Origin of the sequence: Aphanizomenon sp. UHCC 0183 (assembly GCF_009712065.1) — a bacterium.
Taxonomy (GTDB): domain Bacteria; phylum Cyanobacteriota; class Cyanobacteriia; order Cyanobacteriales; family Nostocaceae; genus Dolichospermum; species Dolichospermum heterosporum.
Window position 1 is genome coordinate 23,316 of sequence record NZ_VILC01000060.1, and the last position, 18,143, is coordinate 41,458.

At 38.8% G+C, this 18,143-nt stretch carries 15 protein-coding genes and 1 other RNA gene; 8 read left to right on the plus strand and 8 right to left on the minus strand.

Annotated features, from left to right (window positions below; translation table 11 throughout):
- The first annotated feature begins 179 nt into the window (after nt 1–179).
- The 5 genes from dnaK to FJR37_RS18020 all read left to right on the plus strand — a co-directional run bounded on the left by dnaK (nt 180) and on the right by FJR37_RS18020 (nt 7,498).
- On the plus strand, nt 180–2,138 hold the full coding sequence (gene dnaK, locus FJR37_RS18000) for a molecular chaperone DnaK (protein ID WP_168466712.1): 1,959 nt from the start codon (nt 180–182) through the stop codon (nt 2,136–2,138).
- A 721-nt stretch (nt 2,139–2,859) separates the two neighbouring features.
- Nucleotides 2,860–3,993 (plus strand): molecular chaperone DnaJ, encoded by a 1,134-nt coding sequence (gene dnaJ, locus FJR37_RS18005; protein WP_168466713.1) that lies wholly within the window; start codon nt 2,860–2,862, stop codon nt 3,991–3,993.
- Nucleotides 3,990–4,247: a sulfurtransferase TusA family protein gene (locus tag FJR37_RS18010; protein WP_027401832.1), complete on the plus strand. Its 258-nt coding sequence runs from the start codon at nt 3,990–3,992 to the stop codon at nt 4,245–4,247. The genes dnaJ and FJR37_RS18010 overlap by 4 nt, the downstream gene beginning before the upstream one ends.
- On the plus strand, nt 4,244–5,425 hold the full coding sequence (gene rsgA / locus FJR37_RS18015) for a small ribosomal subunit biogenesis GTPase RsgA (RefSeq protein WP_168466714.1): 1,182 nt from the start codon (nt 4,244–4,246) through the stop codon (nt 5,423–5,425). Before FJR37_RS18010 ends, rsgA begins: the two co-directional genes overlap by 4 nt.
- A 480-nt stretch (nt 5,426–5,905) precedes the next feature.
- The gene (locus tag FJR37_RS18020) at nt 5,906–7,498 is read left to right on the plus strand and encodes a glycoside hydrolase family 57 protein (RefSeq protein ID WP_039202904.1); all 1,593 of its coding nucleotides are present in this window, start codon (nt 5,906–5,908) and stop codon (nt 7,496–7,498) included.
- Between the two features lie 120 nt (nt 7,499–7,618).
- Here the strand turns inward: FJR37_RS18020 and FJR37_RS18025 are convergent, their stop codons facing one another.
- Nucleotides 7,619–7,846, minus strand: a complete 228-nt coding sequence (locus FJR37_RS18025; protein ID WP_015081014.1) for a photosystem II protein, Psb35-related — start codon at nt 7,844–7,846, stop codon at nt 7,619–7,621.
- 241 nt (nt 7,847–8,087) lie between these two features.
- Complete coding sequence (locus tag FJR37_RS18030) at nt 8,088–9,515, minus strand: phosphoglucomutase/phosphomannomutase family protein (protein ID WP_168466715.1); 1,428 nt, start codon at nt 9,513–9,515, stop codon at nt 8,088–8,090.
- A gap of 122 nt (nt 9,516–9,637) precedes the next feature.
- Here FJR37_RS18030 and FJR37_RS18035 point away from each other — a divergent pair, with 122 nt between their 5' ends.
- The 3 genes from FJR37_RS18035 to FJR37_RS18045 all read left to right on the plus strand — a co-directional run bounded on the left by FJR37_RS18035 (nt 9,638) and on the right by FJR37_RS18045 (nt 11,450).
- A complete protein-coding gene (locus FJR37_RS18035; protein WP_039202908.1) occupies nt 9,638–10,513 on the plus strand; it encodes a PD-(D/E)XK nuclease family protein in 876 nt (291 codons plus the stop codon).
- A 215-nt stretch (nt 10,514–10,728) separates the two neighbouring features.
- Nucleotides 10,729–11,007: an RNA-binding protein gene (locus FJR37_RS18040; RefSeq protein WP_168466716.1), complete on the plus strand. Its 279-nt coding sequence runs from the start codon at nt 10,729–10,731 to the stop codon at nt 11,005–11,007.
- Between the two features lie 140 nt (nt 11,008–11,147).
- A complete protein-coding gene (locus FJR37_RS18045; protein WP_039202910.1) occupies nt 11,148–11,450 on the plus strand; it encodes an RNA-binding protein in 303 nt (100 codons plus the stop codon).
- Between the two features lie 364 nt (nt 11,451–11,814).
- Here FJR37_RS18045 and FJR37_RS18050 read toward each other — a convergent pair whose 3' ends face one another.
- The 6 genes from FJR37_RS18050 to FJR37_RS18075 all read right to left on the minus strand — a co-directional run bounded on the left by FJR37_RS18050 (nt 11,815) and on the right by FJR37_RS18075 (nt 18,115).
- A complete protein-coding gene (locus FJR37_RS18050; RefSeq protein WP_371416136.1) occupies nt 11,815–13,176 on the minus strand; it encodes a hypothetical protein in 1,362 nt (453 codons plus the stop codon).
- 448 nt (nt 13,177–13,624) lie between these two features.
- Nucleotides 13,625–14,347: a ribonuclease III gene (gene rnc, locus FJR37_RS18055; RefSeq protein WP_039202915.1), complete on the minus strand. Its 723-nt coding sequence runs from the start codon at nt 14,345–14,347 to the stop codon at nt 13,625–13,627.
- A gap of 188 nt (nt 14,348–14,535) precedes the next feature.
- Complete coding sequence (locus tag FJR37_RS18060) at nt 14,536–15,489, minus strand: DUF4435 domain-containing protein (protein WP_168466717.1); 954 nt, start codon at nt 15,487–15,489, stop codon at nt 14,536–14,538.
- The gene (locus tag FJR37_RS18065) at nt 15,489–16,838 is read right to left on the minus strand and encodes an AAA family ATPase (protein ID WP_254434603.1); all 1,350 of its coding nucleotides are present in this window, start codon (nt 16,836–16,838) and stop codon (nt 15,489–15,491) included. Before FJR37_RS18065 ends, FJR37_RS18060 begins: the two co-directional genes overlap by 1 nt.
- Nucleotides 16,839–16,994: 156 nt before the next feature.
- Nucleotides 16,995–17,359: RNase P RNA component class A (gene rnpB, locus FJR37_RS18070), an RNA gene on the minus strand.
- Between the two features lie 51 nt (nt 17,360–17,410).
- Entirely contained in the window at nt 17,411–18,115 is a 705-nt protein-coding gene (locus FJR37_RS18075; protein ID WP_053539880.1) for a hypothetical protein, read from the minus strand.
- Nucleotides 18,116–18,143 lie beyond the last annotated feature (28 nt).

Genomic DNA, 18,143 nt, shown 5'->3' on the forward strand with positions numbered 1-18,143 from the left:
ACTAGGAGCATCAACCATGAATGCCAATCTAATAGTAATTTTTTAAATCGGTAGCATCTGTGTAAGCGATCGCTTATAATGTGTTTTAAATAAAGGTTGCATAAATTCATTGCCTGTAGCTAAGACACAACCACTTGTGAGTAATTACGGTAGAGCATCTTACTAAAAATAATTCAAGTATGGGAAAAGTTATTGGGATTGACTTAGGGACTACAAATAGTTGTGTCGCTGTTTTGGAAGCTGGGCAACCAAAAGTAATTGCCAACTCCGAAGGTGGACGTACTACCCCTAGTATCGTAGCCTTTAGTAAAGCTAACGATCGCCTAGTCGGACAACTAGCCAAGCGACAAGCTGTAACCAATGCCGAAAACACAGTCTACAGTATAAAGAGATTTATCGGTCGTCGCTGGGAAGACACAGAATTAGAGCGCGGTCGTGTCCCTTATAATTGTATCAAAGGCAGGGATAATACCGTTGATGTCCAAATTCGCGCCCAAAACTACACACCCCAAGAAATATCCGCTATGGTCTTGAAAAAACTCAAGCAAGACGCGGAAAATTTCCTGGGGGACGAAGTAACAAAAGCCATAATTACCGTACCAGCATATTTTACAGATGCTCAAAGACAAGCCACAAAAGATGCAGGTACTATTGCTGGGCTAGAAGTATTAAGAATTATCAACGAACCCACCGCCGCCGCCCTAGCCTTCGGTTTAAACAAACAAGATCAAGAACAATTAATCCTAGTATTTGACTTAGGCGGAGGCACATTTGACGTATCTATCCTCCAACTAGGAGATGGAGTTTTTGAAGTTAAAGCCACCTGTGGTAATAATCATCTCGGCGGAGACGACTTTGATAATGCCATTGTCTGCTGGATGGTGGAGCGATTCCTGGCAGAAGAGAAGATAGACATTACCCAAGACAAAATGGCACTCCAACGCCTGCGAGAAGCCGCGGAAAAAGCCAAAGTCGAACTATCCAGCCTGGTTGTTACCTCCATTAACCTGCCATTTATCACGGCTGATGCCAGCGGACCCAAACATCTGGAAATGGAACTCAGCCGGTCCCAATTTGAAGAACTCACAGGGAGTTTAATCGAGGGAACCATCGCCCCCATGATGCAAGCTCTCAAAGATGCAGAAGTCAAACCACAGAATATAGATAGGATTATTCTAGTCGGGGGTTCTACCCGCATTCCTGCCGTTCAAAACGCCCTGAGTAAATTTTTCAATGGTAAAACCCCAGATCATTCCGTCAACCCTGATGAAGCTGTAGCCTTGGGTGCAGCTATCCAAGCTGGGGTTTTGGCAGGGGAATTAGACACCCTGTTACTTTTAGATGTCACACCTTTATCTTTAGGGATTGAAACACTAGGAGAAGTATTCACCAAAATTATTGACCGAAATACCACCATACCCACCAGCAAAGCTCAAATATTTTCTACAGCCGTTGATGGTCAAAACTCCGTAGAAGTTCATGTCCTCCAAGGAGAACGCGCTATGGCTAAAGATAACAAAAGTCTGGGCAAATTTCTCCTCAGTGGCATTCCCCCTGCTCCTCGCGGCGTTCCCCAAATTGAAGTCGCTTTTGAAATTGATGTGAATGGCATCCTCAAAGTTGCGGCGCAAGATAAAGGTACAGGTAGAGGACAGAGCATCCGCATTACAAGTACAGGCGGTTTAAGCAACAATGAAATTGAGCAAATGCGGAAACAAGCTGAATTATTCGCCGAGGAAGATCAAAGACGTAAAGAACTGGTAGCACTCAAAAACCAAGCTAATAATCTTTTGTTCACCTATAATTCAACATTACGGGATAATCCAGATTTGGTCAGTGAGCAATTGATGGCTGTGGCTAATCAGAAAGTTGAACAACTACAAGCCGCAATGAACAATTCCAACCTGTCCCCAGGGAAGTTTAAAACACTTTTAGAGGATTTCCAACAAACTATCTTTGCTATTGGTACAGATGTTTACAACCAGGCTAGTGAGGAACATTCTAAATCAGAAGATGTCACGCAAATCAATCTCACAGAAGAATATCATTCTTCCTTACCCAACACACAAATACCACAATTCAACGTTGATTTAGATGAAGAAAATAACTCACAAGCTGATTATGAGACCATAGACTAGTACCGCAAGGCGGAAGTCAAAAGTCAAAAGTCAAAAGTCAAAATGAAGACAGTATAGGCTTTTGGAGGATTTAGAATGGTTCATTCACTTACGCCACAGCGTAATAGAAATTTACCATGCCAAATATCTGCTTAACACAGGCATACCATATACATAGCCAAAAGTATAGGTTGGGTTTTCCACATTTAATAGTACGGCTAGTACCTATAATCAATAGGTGGGTTTTCCACACTTCAATAGCACAATAATATAGCAGGAATGATTTAATGTAATTTGTCTTTACGAACAGCGGAAAAATCCCAGGTCTAGGAAAAATGAGGATAGATTTACTCTTTTCCAGACGCTTAAGCAACCACTGTAAACATACCCTATAATCATTATTGTGGACACTAATGCCAAGAAAATAATAATTATTAACAAAAATTAAAAAAGAGCATGACTAACGCTAATCCACGCTATTTGCACTCTTAAGAGAACTCCACAAAAAGAAATGCTCAATGTCATTCTGTTCGCGCAGCGTGCCAGAGGCATTACGAAACGAAGTGTAGTGAAGAATCTCTTGAGATGCTTCGTTTCGCTTCGCTACACTCAGCATGACAAAACAGGATCATTTATTTTGTGGCTTACTCTAAATGTCTGTATTCTTGTTAAAGTGTTACCTTGAACCTATTAGCTAGTATTTTCTGTAATTCTGCTTCCTTCTAAATTTTAACCTTGCTATATGGCCCGAGACTATTATGAAACCCTGGGTGTCTCTCGTGACGCCGAGAAAGAAGAGATTAAACAGGCTTATCGCCGCCTAGCCCGAAAGTATCACCCAGATGTAAATAAAGAATCTGGGGCAGAGGAACGATTTAAGGAAATTAACCGCGCCTACGAAGTCCTGTCTGAACCAGAAGTTCGCGCCCGTTATGACCGCTTTGGTGAAGCAGGTGTTTCTGGCGCGGCTGCGGCTGGTCCTGGTTTCCAGGATATGGGTGACATGGGTGGTTTTGCCGATATCTTTGAGAGCATTTTCAGCGGCTTTGCTCCAGGTGGACAACCCCAACAAAGACGGCGGAGTGGACCAGTACGGGGCGATGATCTGCGCTTAGACCTGAAATTAGATTTTCGGGAAGCGGTATTTGGTGGAGAAAAGGAAATTCGGATTTCCCATTTAGAAACCTGTGAAGTTTGTACTGGTTCTGGCGCTAAATCAGGAACTCGCCCCCGGACTTGTAGCACCTGTAGCGGTTCAGGTCAAGTTAGACGGGTAACAAGAACTCCTTTTGGTAGCTTTACTCAAGTATCAACTTGTCCCACTTGTGATGGCACAGGAACAGTGGTGGAAGATAAGTGTAATGCTTGTGATGGTAAGGGCGCAAATCAGGTTACAAAGAAACTGAAAATTAATGTTCCCGCCGGTGTGGACAATGGCACAAGACTACGGATTTCCCAAGAGGGAGATGCGGGTCAACGGAATGGTCCTCCAGGTGATTTATACGTTTACTTGTTTGTCAATGAAGATGAAGAATTTCATCGTGAGGGCATTAATGTTAACTCAGAAATTAAAATTAGCTACTTACAAGCGATTTTAGGTTGCCGATTGGAGGTAAATACGGTAGATGGACCTGTGGAGTTAATTATTCCCTCTGGAACTCAACCGAATACAATCATGAAATTGGAAAATCGTGGTGTTCCCCGTCTGGGTAATCCTGTGAGTCGTGGTGATCATATGTTGACGGTGTTAATTGATATCCCCACTAAGATCATCCCAGAGGAACGAGAACTACTGGAGAAGTTGGCTAAAATTAGGGGAGACAGAACTGGTAAGGGTGGTTTAGAAGGATTCTTAGGAGGCTTGTTTAAGTCATGATTGGGTCTTCTGTATTCACCCCTGATGCTCAACTCGATTTACGTGGTACTCCTTGCCCGATTAATTTTGTGCGGACAAAATTATTTCTGGAAAAGATGCCTCCTGGCGATTTGTTGGAAGTCTGGTTAGATCCGGGTGAACCGATAGAACAAGTTCCTGATAGTCTAACAATGGCTGGTTATCAAGTGGAACAAATTACGGATTGTACTGGCTATTTTTCCCTGGTTATCCGTCGTCCGGTTACTGTGGCATGACAGGGGAAAATATTTCTACTAAACAGTTATTGGGTACGGTGTTAGCTGTACAGGCGAATTTTTATCGAGTACAGATGGATGAAGTAGAAGGAGTCAGCACTTCGGCTTCGCTCAGTGACCAGTCAGGAGTTCAGGAGTTCAGGAGTTCAGAAATAATACAAAGTTCTTCTTCCCCTTCTTCGCTGTCACCTGTTCCCTGTCACCTGTCACCTTCTTCCCCTATCCTCCTCTGTACAAGAAGAACGCGCTTAAAAAAGATTGGTCAGCAGGTGATGGTGGGCGATCGCGTAATTGTGGAAGAACCAGATTGGGCGGGGGGACGAGGGGCTGTGGGTGAGGTTTTACCGCGTCATAGCCAATTAAATCGCCCCGCGATCGCTAATGTCAATCAAATTCTCCTAGTTTTTGCGGTGGCTGACCCGCCTTTAGAACCTATTCAATTGAGTAGATTTTTAATTAAGGCTGAGTCTACAGGCGTTGATGTGCTGTTATGTTTGAATAAATGTGATTTAGTCTCTTTAGAAGAAAAACAGCAAATTAGCGATCGCTTACTGGCTTGGGGTTATCAACCTTTATTTATTAGCGTTCAAAATAGCATTAATATTGACCAAATAGCCACATATTTGCAGGATAAAATTACTGTGATTGCTGGTCCTTCTGGTGTGGGAAAATCCAGCTTGATTAATAGTTTGATTCCCGATATCAACCTGCGCGTGGGGGAAGTTTCTGGTAAATTAGCCCGTGGTCGCCATACCACCCGTCATGTAGAATTATTTGAAATGCCTACAGGTGGGTTATTAGCAGATACTCCTGGTTTTAATCAACCTGATTTAGATTGTAGTCCTGAAGAGTTAATCCACTATTTCCCAGAGGCCAGAGAACGCCTAGCTGTTGCCCATTGTCGCTTTAGTGATTGTATACACAAAGATGAGCCAGACTGTGCTGTTAGTGGTGACTGGGAACGATATCAGCATTATCTAGAATTTTTAGAAGATGCTTTAGCCCATCAAAACCAGACTAACCAACAAGCCGACCCGGAATCAAGTCTAAAATTAATATCTAAAGGTAAAGGTCAAAGTCAGTACGAACCAAAACTAGAAAGTAAAAAATACCGCCGAATTGCTCGAAAAACCCAGTTACAGGACTTACAGGAGTTATATCGAGAAAGTGAGGATTGATACTAGATAAATTTCAGATCCCCGACTTCTTGAAGAATATGTACCTCATAACACCGGGAAGTGCTGTATTGATCATGAACAGACAAATATGGGAAGCTTGCAAATACGCCAGGGAATGAATTCCCTGTCTCATAGCTCAAGTCCGTTAAAACGGACTAAGAAATTTCAGGCGTTGCTGAATTGAGGTATGAAATTCCCAAATTGAACCTTTAAAACTCAAACCTCAGTGCGTCTTTGCGCCTTTGCGTGAGACTAAAATTCATACCCTTAATCAGCAACGCCAAATTTCACAAGTAAGTGTAGACGCGGTTTCTAAGCGCCCGTTGAACTTCCGCGAAGCGGTGCTAGACCAAAATATTTTTCTATTAAGTATTAGCCGAGGATTCATGACCAATGACCCATATAGTCTTAAAATATTCTTAATTTCCCCACACAGACTTTTTTGTCTGTAACCTCCAAATACCACACATAAAAAATATTATGGCTATAGGCTACGTCGCGCTTGTACTTCATGCACATCTGCCCTTCGTTCGTCACCCAGGAAGTGATTATGTGCTAGAAGAAGAATGGCTGTATGAAGCGATTACTGAAACTTACATTCCTTTATTAAAAGTATTTGAAGGCTTAAAGCGAGACGGCGTTGATTTCAAACTCACCATGAGTATGACTCCGCCTTTGATTTCTATGCTTCGTGATCCTTTACTGCAAGAACGCTATGATGCTCACTTATCACAACTAGAAGAGCTTATAGAGTTAGAATCTGAGCGTAATATTCATAATGGTCATGTTCGATATTTAGCAGAACATTATGCAACTGAATTTAATCAAGCGCGGGAGTTATGGGAACGTTATCAGGGTGATTTAGTTACAGCATTTAAACAGTTCCAAGATAGTAATAACTTAGAAATTATTACCTGTGGTGCTACTCATGGCTACTTACCATTAATGAAAATGTATCCCCAAGCTGTGTGGGCGCAAATTCAGGTAGCTTGTGAACATTACGAAGAAACTTTTGGACAAGCGCCCAGAGGCATTTGGTTGCCAGAATGCGCCTATTATGAAGGTGTGGAGCGAATGCTGGCGGATGCTGGTTTACGTTATTTCCTCACTGATGGTCATGGGATTTTATACGCTCGTCCTCGTCCTCGCTTCGGTAGTTATGCCCCAATTTTTACAGAACCGGGTGTAGCGGCTTTTGGTCGAGATCATGAATCTTCCCAACAAGTATGGTCTTCTGAGGTGGGTTATCCCGGTGCGGCAGAATATCGGGAATTTTATAAAGATTTGGGTTGGGAAGCGGAATATGAATATATTAAGCCCTATATAATGCCTAATGGTCAGCGAAAAAATACTGGCATTAAGTATCATAAAATTACCGGACGGGGCTTAGGTCTTTCCGATAAAGCTCTTTATGATCCTTACTGGGCAAAGGAAAAAGCGGCAGAACACGCTGCTAACTTTATGTATAATCGTGAGCAGCAAACTGGGCATTTACACAATATGATGGGTCGGCCGCCAATTATTGTTTCTCCCTATGATGCGGAGTTATTTGGTCATTGGTGGTATGAGGGTCCTTGGTTTATTGATTATCTGTTCCGTAAGTCATGGTATGACCAGAAAACCTATGAAATGACCCATTTAGCCGATTATTTACGAGCTAATCCCAATCAGCAGGTATGTCGTCCTGCTCAGTCGAGTTGGGGCTTTAAGGGTTTCCATGAATATTGGTTGAATGATACTAATGCTTGGGTTTATCCACATTTGCACAAAGCTGCGGAACGGATGATTGAAATTTCTCAAATTGAGGCTGAAGATGAGTTACAGGAAAAAGCACTCAATCAAGCTGCAAGAGAGTTGTTATTAGCACAATCTTCTGACTGGGCGTTTATTATGCGGACAGGAACAATGGTTCCCTATGCAGTCAGAAGAACGCGATCGCATTTAATGCGTTTTAATAAGCTGTATGAAGATGTGAAAGTTGGTAAGGTTGATAGTGGTTGGTTGGAAAAAGTCGAATCAATGGATAATATTTTCCCCAATATTAACTATCGCGTTTATCGGCCAGCATTTTAAGTAGTTCCCAGATCCCCGACTTTTTCAAAAAGTCGGGGATCTATATCTAGAAAAGCAAAACCCCCAGCATTGTGACTGGGGGTTATTTTTATACACATCTTGTCAAATTGCCATTAAATACTATCTGGGTAAGTTGCGGCTGTTGTAAGCATCAATAGCATAGGCTGGTGTGCGTTGGGTATAGTCTATATCTACGCCAGTAATAGATTTAGCCAAAGCTGCAAATTTGTCAGAAGCCCAATTGCGTTCGTGAATGGGCTTGCTTTGTTCACCCATGAAATAAGCTAGAGAACCGATAACGGAAACTGCTACCCAAGCAACAACCAATAGAGAAATTAAAATAGCCATTCGAGAACCTCGTTTTTTACTTTTTGTAACCTTATGTAAATAAATATAACAGATTGTTAACAGAAGTTGCAAATTATTTTCTGGTGTGTATGCCCCTAAAATAGGTGAGGTATTCCTCACTGTAATAACAGGGGACAGGGGACAGGGGACAGGGGACAGGGGACAGGGAATAAAAATTACAGTTACCCAACTTCCTCTTTTTCTTCTTTCTGACTCGATGACTCCTGCTCCCTGCTATAAACTAAGCTAACTTAGCAATTTCAGCTTCCATGAATTTAGCAATCTGACTCAGTTTTTCTGGTGAGTTAGTTTCCATATACACTCTCACCAAAGGTTCTGTTCCAGAAGGACGCAGCAACACCCAGCTACCCTCTTCTAAATACAGTTTAATACCATCTTTCCTTCCCACCTCTTTCACCGCAATTCCTGCCACTTCTGAAGGCGGATTTTGGGTATAGGAATCAATCACGGCAACCTTGTGATCTTCCGTGAGGTGTAAATCCAAGCGATTGTTATACAAAGGACCATCAGCTTCAGCGATCGCTTCCTGTACCAACTGACTTAAAGGCTTACCTTCATAAGCGATCGCCTCAGCTACTAGCATATCTGCTAAAACCCCATCTTTTTCGGGAATATGGCCAATGATACTTAAACCACCGGATTCTTCTCCACCGATCAAAACGGCGGTTTCCCGCATTTTCTCACCAATGTATTTAAAACCTACCGCAGTTTCATAAATTTGCAAGCCATACTTAGCAGCAAAATTATCTAATAAATGCGTAGTTGCCACAGTCCTAACAATTGCACCGCTCTTACCCTTGTTTTTAATCAAATGCCGTGCTAGAACTAACAGCACTGTATTGGGAGTGAGAACGTTACCTTGTTCATCAACAATACCAAAGCGATCGCTATCACCATCGGTAGCCAAACCCAAATCCGCATGATCAGCCCTCACGGCTGCCACCAACTCAACTAACTGTTCCCCTTTGGGTTCAGGCATACCACCACCAAAAAGCACATCTCGCCAATCGTGGAAACTTTCTAATTGACAACCACAGTGTTGCAAGACTTCATCTAAATATCCCCGTGAGGTAGAATAAAGGGCATCATATTTGACCTTTAAATTCGCACTTTTAATTTTTTCCACATCCAATAAGGTGTAGATAAAATTTAGATAATCGGGCTTCGGATCAAAAGTAGAAATTGTCCCAGATGGGTTACTGCCAGGTAACTCGTCCGATGCCGTTTCTATGTTGGCGACAATAGTATCAGTAATTTCTGGAGTTGCAGGACCTGCATAATCGGGAATATATTTAATCCCACAATAGGGTGCAGGATTATGACTAGCAGTAAACATCAAAGCCCCTGCGGAATTGAGAAGACGCGCATTGTAGGCAATTACTGGAGTGGGACAATCCCGATCAGTAATTTTCACATTCCAGCCCAAATCCGCCAAAACTGCGGCAGATGCCTGGGCGAACTCGTCAGCTAAAAACCGTGTATCGTAGGCAATTAAAACAGGCCTATCCTGACTATAGGCAGTTTCCAGATAACTAGCGATCGCTCTCGTTACTTTCCGTACATTAGGAAAAGTAAAATCATCGGCAATAATTCCGCGCCATCCATCAGTACCAAACTTTATCTTACCGGAATTGCTAGGGTTACTCATATTGCCACTCTCTCCCGTGCATTATTATTGCTATTTACTATTAGGAAACATCCAGCAAAGCTGTGGAACAGCCACTAAGCCGCAAGTATCCCCAAGGTAATTTCTCTCACTCTACATGAGCAATGTCAACCCCCGATAGACCCTTTGTTAGTTACCACCTTTGGTCTTTATTTGCCCCCAGCCGGGGACAGGAACATTGGCATTGCCAAATGAGAAGAGGATTTATCAAAGCGCGACAGCATGAACCCCAAGTCAAAGCATTATTGGCAACGGCTACCCCACCCCAGCGCATTGGCATTCTTGCCCAAAAAGGTGTGTATGAGTTTCATCGTCATCTTCACTGGTTAACCCAGGTTGATGGTGTGGAAAAAGTGGCGAGGTTATTGAGATTGAGTCAAACCCATGAAACAGTTAAATATCGGGTATTACAAATTTTAAGAAAATATCAAAATGCCCCTTTATTATTAGGTAAGCGGATTCTGGAATTAACTTCCGGTGATGAAGGTTTTCCCAAACCGATTGTGATTGAAAAACAAGATTATTGCTTTCGGTTATATGCCGCTATGGATTGTATATTTATTGAGTCTGATAGCACCTTACATATTTTAGATTTTAAAACAGGTAGATCGGCTTTTGACCACAGACAAGCATTAGTTTATTTACTTGCAGCTCGTTATCTTTATCCTGGCAAACCCGCAGTTGCATCTTTTTATAATTTGGAAGCTGGCAAAAAATCGGAATTAATTACTATTAGTAATAGTGAGTTTAAATCTTTAGAATCTGAGTTAGCAAATATTGCCCATCAACATCAAGAAGATTTGCAACAATATGAGGCTAAAAATAGCAACTTCAGTCAAATATTTCCCCCAAACCCCGGAAACCATTGCCGTTTTTGTGCCTTTAGTTCTATCTGTGAATTTGCTGATTTAAAACTACCAAAATCTTATGCGATGCCAATTACAAAAGTTAGCGGTAAGCGTAAAGCTCAGTGGCTTTAGCCCTGAGAGTGTCAAAAAATCTCACCCTTCTCCCACATCTTCTGAAGATACCGGACTTATTCGAGCAATCCGGCATCTGTATCCTGCTTTTATGAAATAAATTTCCATTTCCATACCCAATTAGAAAATAAACCTTAATTACTGGTATTATATGGTTGAGGCATTTCTTTTATTCATACTGTAAATGCCCATTTTTTAATTTCTGGAGCTATTCAATGTCAATTTACGTCGGTAATTTGTCCTATCAAGTCGGAGAAGAAGACCTCAAGCAGGTTTTTGCAGAATATGGAACTGTAAAGAAAGCTCAACTACCTATTGACCGAGAAACCGGACGTGTCAGGGGTTTTGGCTTTGTAGAAATGAGTTCAGATGAAGAAGAACAAGCCGCAATTGAAGCGCTTGATGGTTCTGAATGGATGGGACGCAGCTTGAAAGTTAATAAAGCTAAACCCAGAGAAGATCGTGGTGGTGGTGGTGGACGGAACCGTTACTAAGTTTTAACACCTACAATAAACCGTAATTCTATCAAAACAGACACATATTGTGTCTTTTTTAAGTCCTATGGCGGATTTTATCTGAGTGCTGATATTGTAGTTAAGGAACAAGTCAACTTTTTAATTTTCGGAGTCATTCAATGTCAATTTACGTTGGTAATTTATCCTATGACGTTACGGAAAATGACCTAACTGGGGTTTTCGCAGAATATGGAACCGTGAAGAGAGTCCAACTACCCACTGACCGGGAAACTGGTCGGAAAAGAGGTTTTGCCTTTGTAGAAATGGGAACAGAGGCTGAAGAAACAGCCGCAATTGGAGCACTTGACGGTGCTGAATGGATGGGACGTGGGTTAAAAGTTAACAAAGCTAAACCCAAAGAAGATCGTGGTGGTGGTGGTGGACGTGGTGGATATGGTGGTGGTGGACGCGATCGCTACTAAATTTTGCCATTAGAACTCTAAGCATCATATTTTGAGGACAGAGAAAATCTCTGTCTTTTTTAATGTATACAAAAGCTTAAATTCATGCTATAGCGGTATGCAATTGAATCAGATACATCCTAGCCCCCTCCTCGCTTGCGGGGAGGGGGTTGGGGGTGGGGTTCTTGTATCTCACTCAACCGAGAACCGCTATATTGTACTAAGTAGGTGAACACAATAAAACCAAACTGTGTAAAGAAATGTAAAATCGCCTAAACCCTCTTCACTCTTGCCTCTTGCCTCTTGCCTCTTGCCTTTTGCCTTGCCATAACGACAATTTTCACCGCCAACCTACTTATCTCTCAACTTTTCAAGAGATTTATTTTTAACAAAATCTCTTAAAGAATGATAAGTCAATCCCACCAAAATTAATACTAAAAGCAATATTCAATTGTTCCAAAGTTCCGACTAACCAGCCAACAGTATCAGTGGTGGAAGATTCATAGTGATTAAACAAAATTGCAAATTTTCTTTCTAAGTATGGTTTAACTTTTCCACAAATGAGGACAATTTTTAATAATAAGCCCATTGTTGGGACTGTTCCTTGATTACTAATTAAATCTAAGAAAACAAAGTGCTGTGGTGATGATTGATTATTAACAACTAAAAAGTTTAATAAATTACTGCAAGTTCTTACCAATAACAAATCATTAATTTTTTGCTCATTGGCTTGAGGTAAAATATCTTGTAAATATTTATATAGTTTTTGGTTGAATTGTTTTTTTCCGTATTGCTTGTCCACAGAAGATATCAAATATTCATATAAATCATCTTTAAAATTACGAAAATTTTTCGCTTGTCCGCCATATTTTATGAACTGTTGGGCAGATTCATGATATGTATTCCCATGTTCAACTTTACCAATAAAATGTTTTAATGTGATGTATAACTCACTGTCAGTTAACAATGTAGGATTATCTATAGGGCGCAAGATTCTATCGGCTTCGGCAGTTGAGGTGTTTTTCAACATCTGAATTCGCCGCACTTTATAAGTTACATATTGTGATAAATCAATTTCAAATTTTTTTTGTACCTGTGATTGAAAATGTCTAACAGTTTCTTTTTGTTCAATAGTAGAGTTGTCGTTCATTAAACAATGTTCATACAGATAAGGATAACGACGAATTAAGGTCATCAGTGGCTGATTATCTTGCCTCTTAGTTACAGGATGAGTCTCATTTACTACTTGAGTAAATCTCTGTAAAATTAAATACTGTTCGCTGCTGACAAACTGTTTGATTAATTCCCGTAAACGAGTGATTTCGCGGCAGCGTAAATTGTTAATTTTATAAGTAGGAGGTATAGCATTAAATAAACTTATCAAATCAGCAATTGCACTATGTATCAGGGGGTTCATGTGCCAGTAGTTGATGAGAATATGGCAACACCGATTCAGGAAAAACTGAAATTCTTCAGATGCGTTCTTAGATGCGGTAATTTTGTCTAAAATTGAGATAATTTCTGGTTCAGGATAATTCGCTCTTTCAATAAATAATGCCCGGAATCTGTCCAATATTTGGTTGGGAGATTCTTTTCGCACTAGGTTTACTAAGTGTTGATAGATTAACTGTTCTTCATGGTAACAGTCATGATAATGGTGAGCATAGTCTAATTTTCGGCCAATTAGTTTCGTCGAATGTTCTTGGGGAACTGTTTTGTCTGAGTTAATATCAATTCTGTTTCTCACTTTTCATTACCTACAACCTGGAATAAGTATATTCTTTATACGTTTTATTATAAATAATAACAGTAGAAACACGGTTTTAGAATTATTTTTTAATTTGTATAGGTTAGTCTAATGTTGCTAAGAACATTTTACCATATAATACAGGACTTCACTGAGAGCTAAACATGAGGCAGATATAAATTTTTACTACCTAATCTTAAATTTTTAATCAAGAAACATCAGTGACTATGATCACCAAAAAATAGTAATCCTAAGATTTGGTATAAATTGGAGAATTTTGTGTAAGTAGGTTGGCGTTGAAAATTGTCGTTATGGCAAGGCAAAAGGCAAGAGGCAAGAGTGAAGAGGGTTTGGGCGATTTTACTTTTCTTTACACAGATTGGTTTTATTGTGTTCACCTACTTATATGAATGTAAAAACGCAAGTTATTACCCTCTTAAGTATATTGTTACTCATCCTTTAGTGGAGTGCTAATTGCTAAATAGGCAACTTTGGCAGCGGCTTGTTCAGCGGCTTTAATAGAACGCCCTTTACCTTGTCCTAGCATTTTTTCATATAGCCAAACTTCAGCAAAGAAGCGTTCATGATTGTGGTGGGGTTGACTGATTTCTAAAACTCGATATTCTGGAAGAACCTTAAATTGTGCTTGAGTCCATTCTTGTAAGGCTGCTTTATAATTGAGTCTAGCAGGGTCAAGACGGATTTCTGTGGTTAGTTGTTGGAAATGGGAATCTAACCAAGGACGAATCAGGTTAAGGTTGTTGGTACTCAGGTACAGCGCCCCTAGAACGGCTTCAAAGGAGTCTGCTAATCGTGATTCTTGACCAACATGATCAGCGGTGGCGCTACCGGCTACTAGTAAATATAATTCTAAACCATATTCTCTTGCTAGTTGGGAAAGAATGCGATCGCTCACCAAGACCGAACGAATAGCCGCAAAATCACCGACTGAACAATCAGCATAATGTTCCCATAATACCACGGCAGCCACTAGGCGTACCACTGCATCGCCAACAAATTCTAGCTGTTCATAATTGGCAGTATCAGAAACCGTGGGATGAGTGAGTGCTAAATCTAACAATTCCCATTTAATAGGTGCATTTAGTGACAAACCTAACTTTTGGACTAAACTTTCAAGCTGCCGTTGACGGCGGGGATAAACGCTGGACATTAGGTAAGTGTGGAACAAAGGGATAATAACTATTAACTTAGCATTAAATTATAGGGTATAAATAAAAGTCTGTTTTTTGTGCAAAAACTTACTACATCAGCATTTTCATAACTTCAACTAGCTGCGGAATCTGGAATTAGCGGATGATACCATACAATAAAAACATAAAAGAAGAGATAAGCTGACGTTTATTCCTGTTTTATTACTTGCATTAGATAAGCATTTAGACTTTCGGGGGTTTCAGCATAGCCATTAAATGCTGTAAGTGCTTGTTCATTGGTAAGTATAGGATGTGGACTGGTATAGTCATTATTAAAAGTGAAACTTAATTTTTCTGCAATGAACAATTTACTTTTACAAGAATCTCTTAAAATTAACCTTAAAAAGAGTAACACAAACCACATTTCATATTTTCCTCGGAAAACCTTATAATGTTCACAATTAGTAAATTCTTCCATTTTATTATTTAAAATATCTGCTGGAATTTCTGGAGCATTTGGAAACTTTTGTTTGATTTCTTCCAAATCATAATTTGCCGAAACTGACTCTAAAGTTAAATCAATAAAATTTTCAAAATCTTTAGAAAGATTATCAGATAAATTTACACCTATTTCTCTCCCTGTAGAATTTCTAATTTCTACCAAACAAGCATACCAAGCATTAAGCAAAATTGTAGCTTGATGAAATTCTTCTTGTCTATCTTTAAAAAGAGTCATACAAACTTGAAAATCTGGATCACTAACCTCTGATAAATGACATTCATTTTTGATAATTTCTTTGAAAACATTTACTGAAACATAAAAATTTTCAATTGAATAACAAGATGTTTCAAATATTGGTGGGTTATGAGGTGGTAAAGGTTCATTAAAATCTCTATCAATGAAAAATGCTTTCTTATATTTATCATATTCTCTATGAATATTAATAAGTCGGTAAACGTCTAATACTTTATCTCGTCCATCGCACATGATTGGGTGATAGTTATCTATAAAACGCTTGATTCGTGGAACATAGTAAGCATTATCCTTCCCTTCAAAAAAGCAAAACAAGCCATCTTTATTTTGTCTTGTATGCAGGGCAAATTCTTGATAGGCAACCTGGGGTTTATCTCGACTCTGTTTGAGTTTTTGTAAGTATGACATTAGGCTATAATCATTTCTGAAGGTTGAATATATTGATCTAATCCAATAGCATATTTATCTAATTCATTATCAAAAATAAATGGAGAATGAGTTACTGCTAAAAGTAATTCACATTTTCCTGAATTGATAATATCTGGAAGTAATTTTTGTTGCCATATCATTGATAACGATAATTCTGGTTCATCAAAAAGTACAATAAATTTTTTATCGGCTTCTGAAAGATAAATCTTAGAAAATATGGAAATAATCTGTTTTTCTCCAGATGAAAGTTTATTCAAGGCAATTTCAGAATCAGTTTTATCTGATTTGATAAATATTTTGATGGCACTTTCATCATAAAATACCTTTTTATTGATTAAATATTTATTACAAACGTCTTTAAATTTCTTCACGGAGTCATCTAATTCTTTTTGTTTATCATATATTTCTACTAATTTTTTTAAAATATAAGTTAGTGATGGATTTTCAAATGATTGATTTTTAACACTATTTCTAATTTCATTTTTATCATTTTCAGATAATTCTTTACCAACTCTTGCTAAAATAATTTCAATATCATTTTCATTAATTTTATTTAAAAAACTATTGTCTGTTTGAGCAAATCCTTTTACTAACTGACTGAGAATTTCTGAAGTAATTTTAGAAAATCCTTCTTTTAAAAGTTGATCTATTGTACTTTCAATTTGATTGAAACGTTTTTGTACATCATCCATTCCAAACTGAATCAGTGTATTTTCTTGATTTAAAATTTCATCATTGTAACCTAAATTATATAAATCTTCCTCAACACGTCTGTATGTTGGAAAATACATAATGTCACTACCTTCAATACCGGATTCAATTTCCTCTTTACAGTTTCTAAAAAATTGGTTTGATAAATTTTCCTGATTCATTTCGACTTGTTCAAAAAATCGAAATAGATGATTTATAGTTATATGAGTTTTAGGATATTTTCTAAAATAGGGATTATATTCAAGTTCCATTTCTAATTTTTTTCTATTACCTTTGACTCGAGTTCTTAACATCTCAAATTCAGAATAACCATACTCATTAATAAATTTATTAACTGTTGGATTATCATAAATTCCTTTAGTCAATTCATCTACACTAGCTTTATCTATTTTAATAGGATTTCTGTCATCAAATTCTAAAATCAATTCATCAAAACTGAATTCATCAAGTCTAAAAAAATTTCTTGTCAAAGTATAATAAAAAAGATTTAAAACTTGAGTCTTACCAATTCCATTTTCACCAACTAGTATCTTTATATTTTCATCAAAAGGAATGTGTATATCATCTGTTCCAAAAAGACCATACACTGAAAAAGATTTTATATTACTTGTGTTCATTTTATTGTCCATATTAATAACTATAGCTATATATTATGTCATAAGTTGTCAAATAGCTCTATTCAAAATTTCATTAGCTAAAATGTTTCAGTCTCTCTCATTTTCTGTAGTAATTGAAAAAACGAACTATGGAAAATAAAATCCAAAGTCCGTTTTCAAAGAGAGTCGGTAGTAAGCCGGGTTCTGTTCTCTTGCGAGGGCAGTTATCTATCTGGGATGTTTGTTACCAAACACCTCTAGCGGCTCTTTTCAAGCGGAACTGGTAAAAGACCAACCGTAGTTCCTCCGGCCTTGCTTCCAACTGGGGTTTACCGAGCCAACGCCTCTCGACGCTGCTGGTGCGCTCTTACCGCACCTTTGCACCCTTACCAACCAATAAATTGACTGGCGGTATCTTTCTGTGGCACTATCCTCACGATCGCTCGCACTGGACGTTATCCAGCAAGTCTGGTCTTTCGGAAGCCCGGACTTTCCTCAAACCAGTCTTAATGACTAATCTGCAACTGCCTACGCCTACTCTCTTCTTTCTCTATTTTACATTTGATTGCATACTCTGTACTACTACCTGAAAATCACTTTTTCTTATTCCAGGGTAGCGCGTAAGTCCAAGGGAGTTTTTTAATAGTAAAAGGACAATTAATAATTGACACTGGAGGAACATTTATTCCTGGCGCAATACCGACCCTCATTTCGGAAATCCGCAGCACAAGTTGTAATGAAAATTCCAAATTTTTTTTGCCATCTATAAAGTCTTTGTATAACTTCTTATCATTCTTCTTGATGGCAGCAATATTAATTAAGGGAGAAGCTGGTTGATATATTCCTGATTCTTTATCTCTTTGAAATACATCTTCTGCGGTGACATTTTCAGAAATTGTCTTTTTAGGAGCAATGATTGTCGGGACTTGGGGTATAGCTAAATCGCGGGTTAAGTCAGGAGATTTGCGAATCACTCGCCGGGACTGTTTGGTATGTTCAACCACGAAAGAACTATTATCCCAATCAACATATACAGCAATGCTATCTGATTTATTTTCAATACTCATTGATAACTCTTTGAGATCAGTTTCTACTTTATCTAAACCATAATTACCTGTTTTGAAGGAAATACCCACGGTGTCTTGGAGATTTTGTTCTTTTAATTGATCATCAACAGCACCGTTTTGGAAATCAACTTTTACTATATTGTCTATAGATTCAATCATGCGATTAAATGTCCAATAGACAGTCAGTATGTAAATCATCAAAATAATCAGATTTTGGTCGCCACTTTGCATTTTTATAACCCTGATTTTCTACCATTTT

What these genes read in the sequence shown, in the direction of transcription:
- dnaK (WP_168466712.1), top strand. Translation starts at nt 180, where the DNA reads ATGGGAAAAGTTATTGGGATTGACTTAGGGACTACAAATAGTTGTGTC.
- dnaJ (WP_168466713.1), top strand. Translation starts at nt 2,860, where the DNA reads ATGGCCCGAGACTATTATGAAACCCTGGGTGTCTCTCGTGACGCCGAG.
- FJR37_RS18010 (WP_027401832.1), top strand. Translation starts at nt 3,990, where the DNA reads ATGATTGGGTCTTCTGTATTCACCCCTGATGCTCAACTCGATTTACGT.
- rsgA (WP_168466714.1), top strand. Translation starts at nt 4,244, where the DNA reads ATGACAGGGGAAAATATTTCTACTAAACAGTTATTGGGTACGGTGTTA.
- FJR37_RS18020 (WP_039202904.1), top strand. Translation starts at nt 5,906, where the DNA reads ATGGCTATAGGCTACGTCGCGCTTGTACTTCATGCACATCTGCCCTTC.
- FJR37_RS18025 (WP_015081014.1), bottom strand. Translation starts at nt 7,846, where the DNA reads ATGGCTATTTTAATTTCTCTATTGGTTGTTGCTTGGGTAGCAGTTTCC.
- FJR37_RS18030 (WP_168466715.1), bottom strand. Translation starts at nt 9,515, where the DNA reads ATGAGTAACCCTAGCAATTCCGGTAAGATAAAGTTTGGTACTGATGGA.
- FJR37_RS18035 (WP_039202908.1), top strand. Translation starts at nt 9,638, where the DNA reads ATGTCAACCCCCGATAGACCCTTTGTTAGTTACCACCTTTGGTCTTTA.
- FJR37_RS18040 (WP_168466716.1), top strand. Translation starts at nt 10,729, where the DNA reads ATGTCAATTTACGTCGGTAATTTGTCCTATCAAGTCGGAGAAGAAGAC.
- FJR37_RS18045 (WP_039202910.1), top strand. Translation starts at nt 11,148, where the DNA reads ATGTCAATTTACGTTGGTAATTTATCCTATGACGTTACGGAAAATGAC.
- rnc (WP_039202915.1), bottom strand. Translation starts at nt 14,347, where the DNA reads ATGTCCAGCGTTTATCCCCGCCGTCAACGGCAGCTTGAAAGTTTAGTC.
- FJR37_RS18060 (WP_168466717.1), bottom strand. Translation starts at nt 15,489, where the DNA reads ATGTCATACTTACAAAAACTCAAACAGAGTCGAGATAAACCCCAGGTT.
- FJR37_RS18065 (WP_254434603.1), bottom strand. Translation starts at nt 16,838, where the DNA reads ATGAACACAAGTAATATAAAATCTTTTTCAGTGTATGGTCTTTTTGGA.
- FJR37_RS18075 (WP_053539880.1), bottom strand. Translation starts at nt 18,115, where the DNA reads ATGCAAAGTGGCGACCAAAATCTGATTATTTTGATGATTTACATACTG.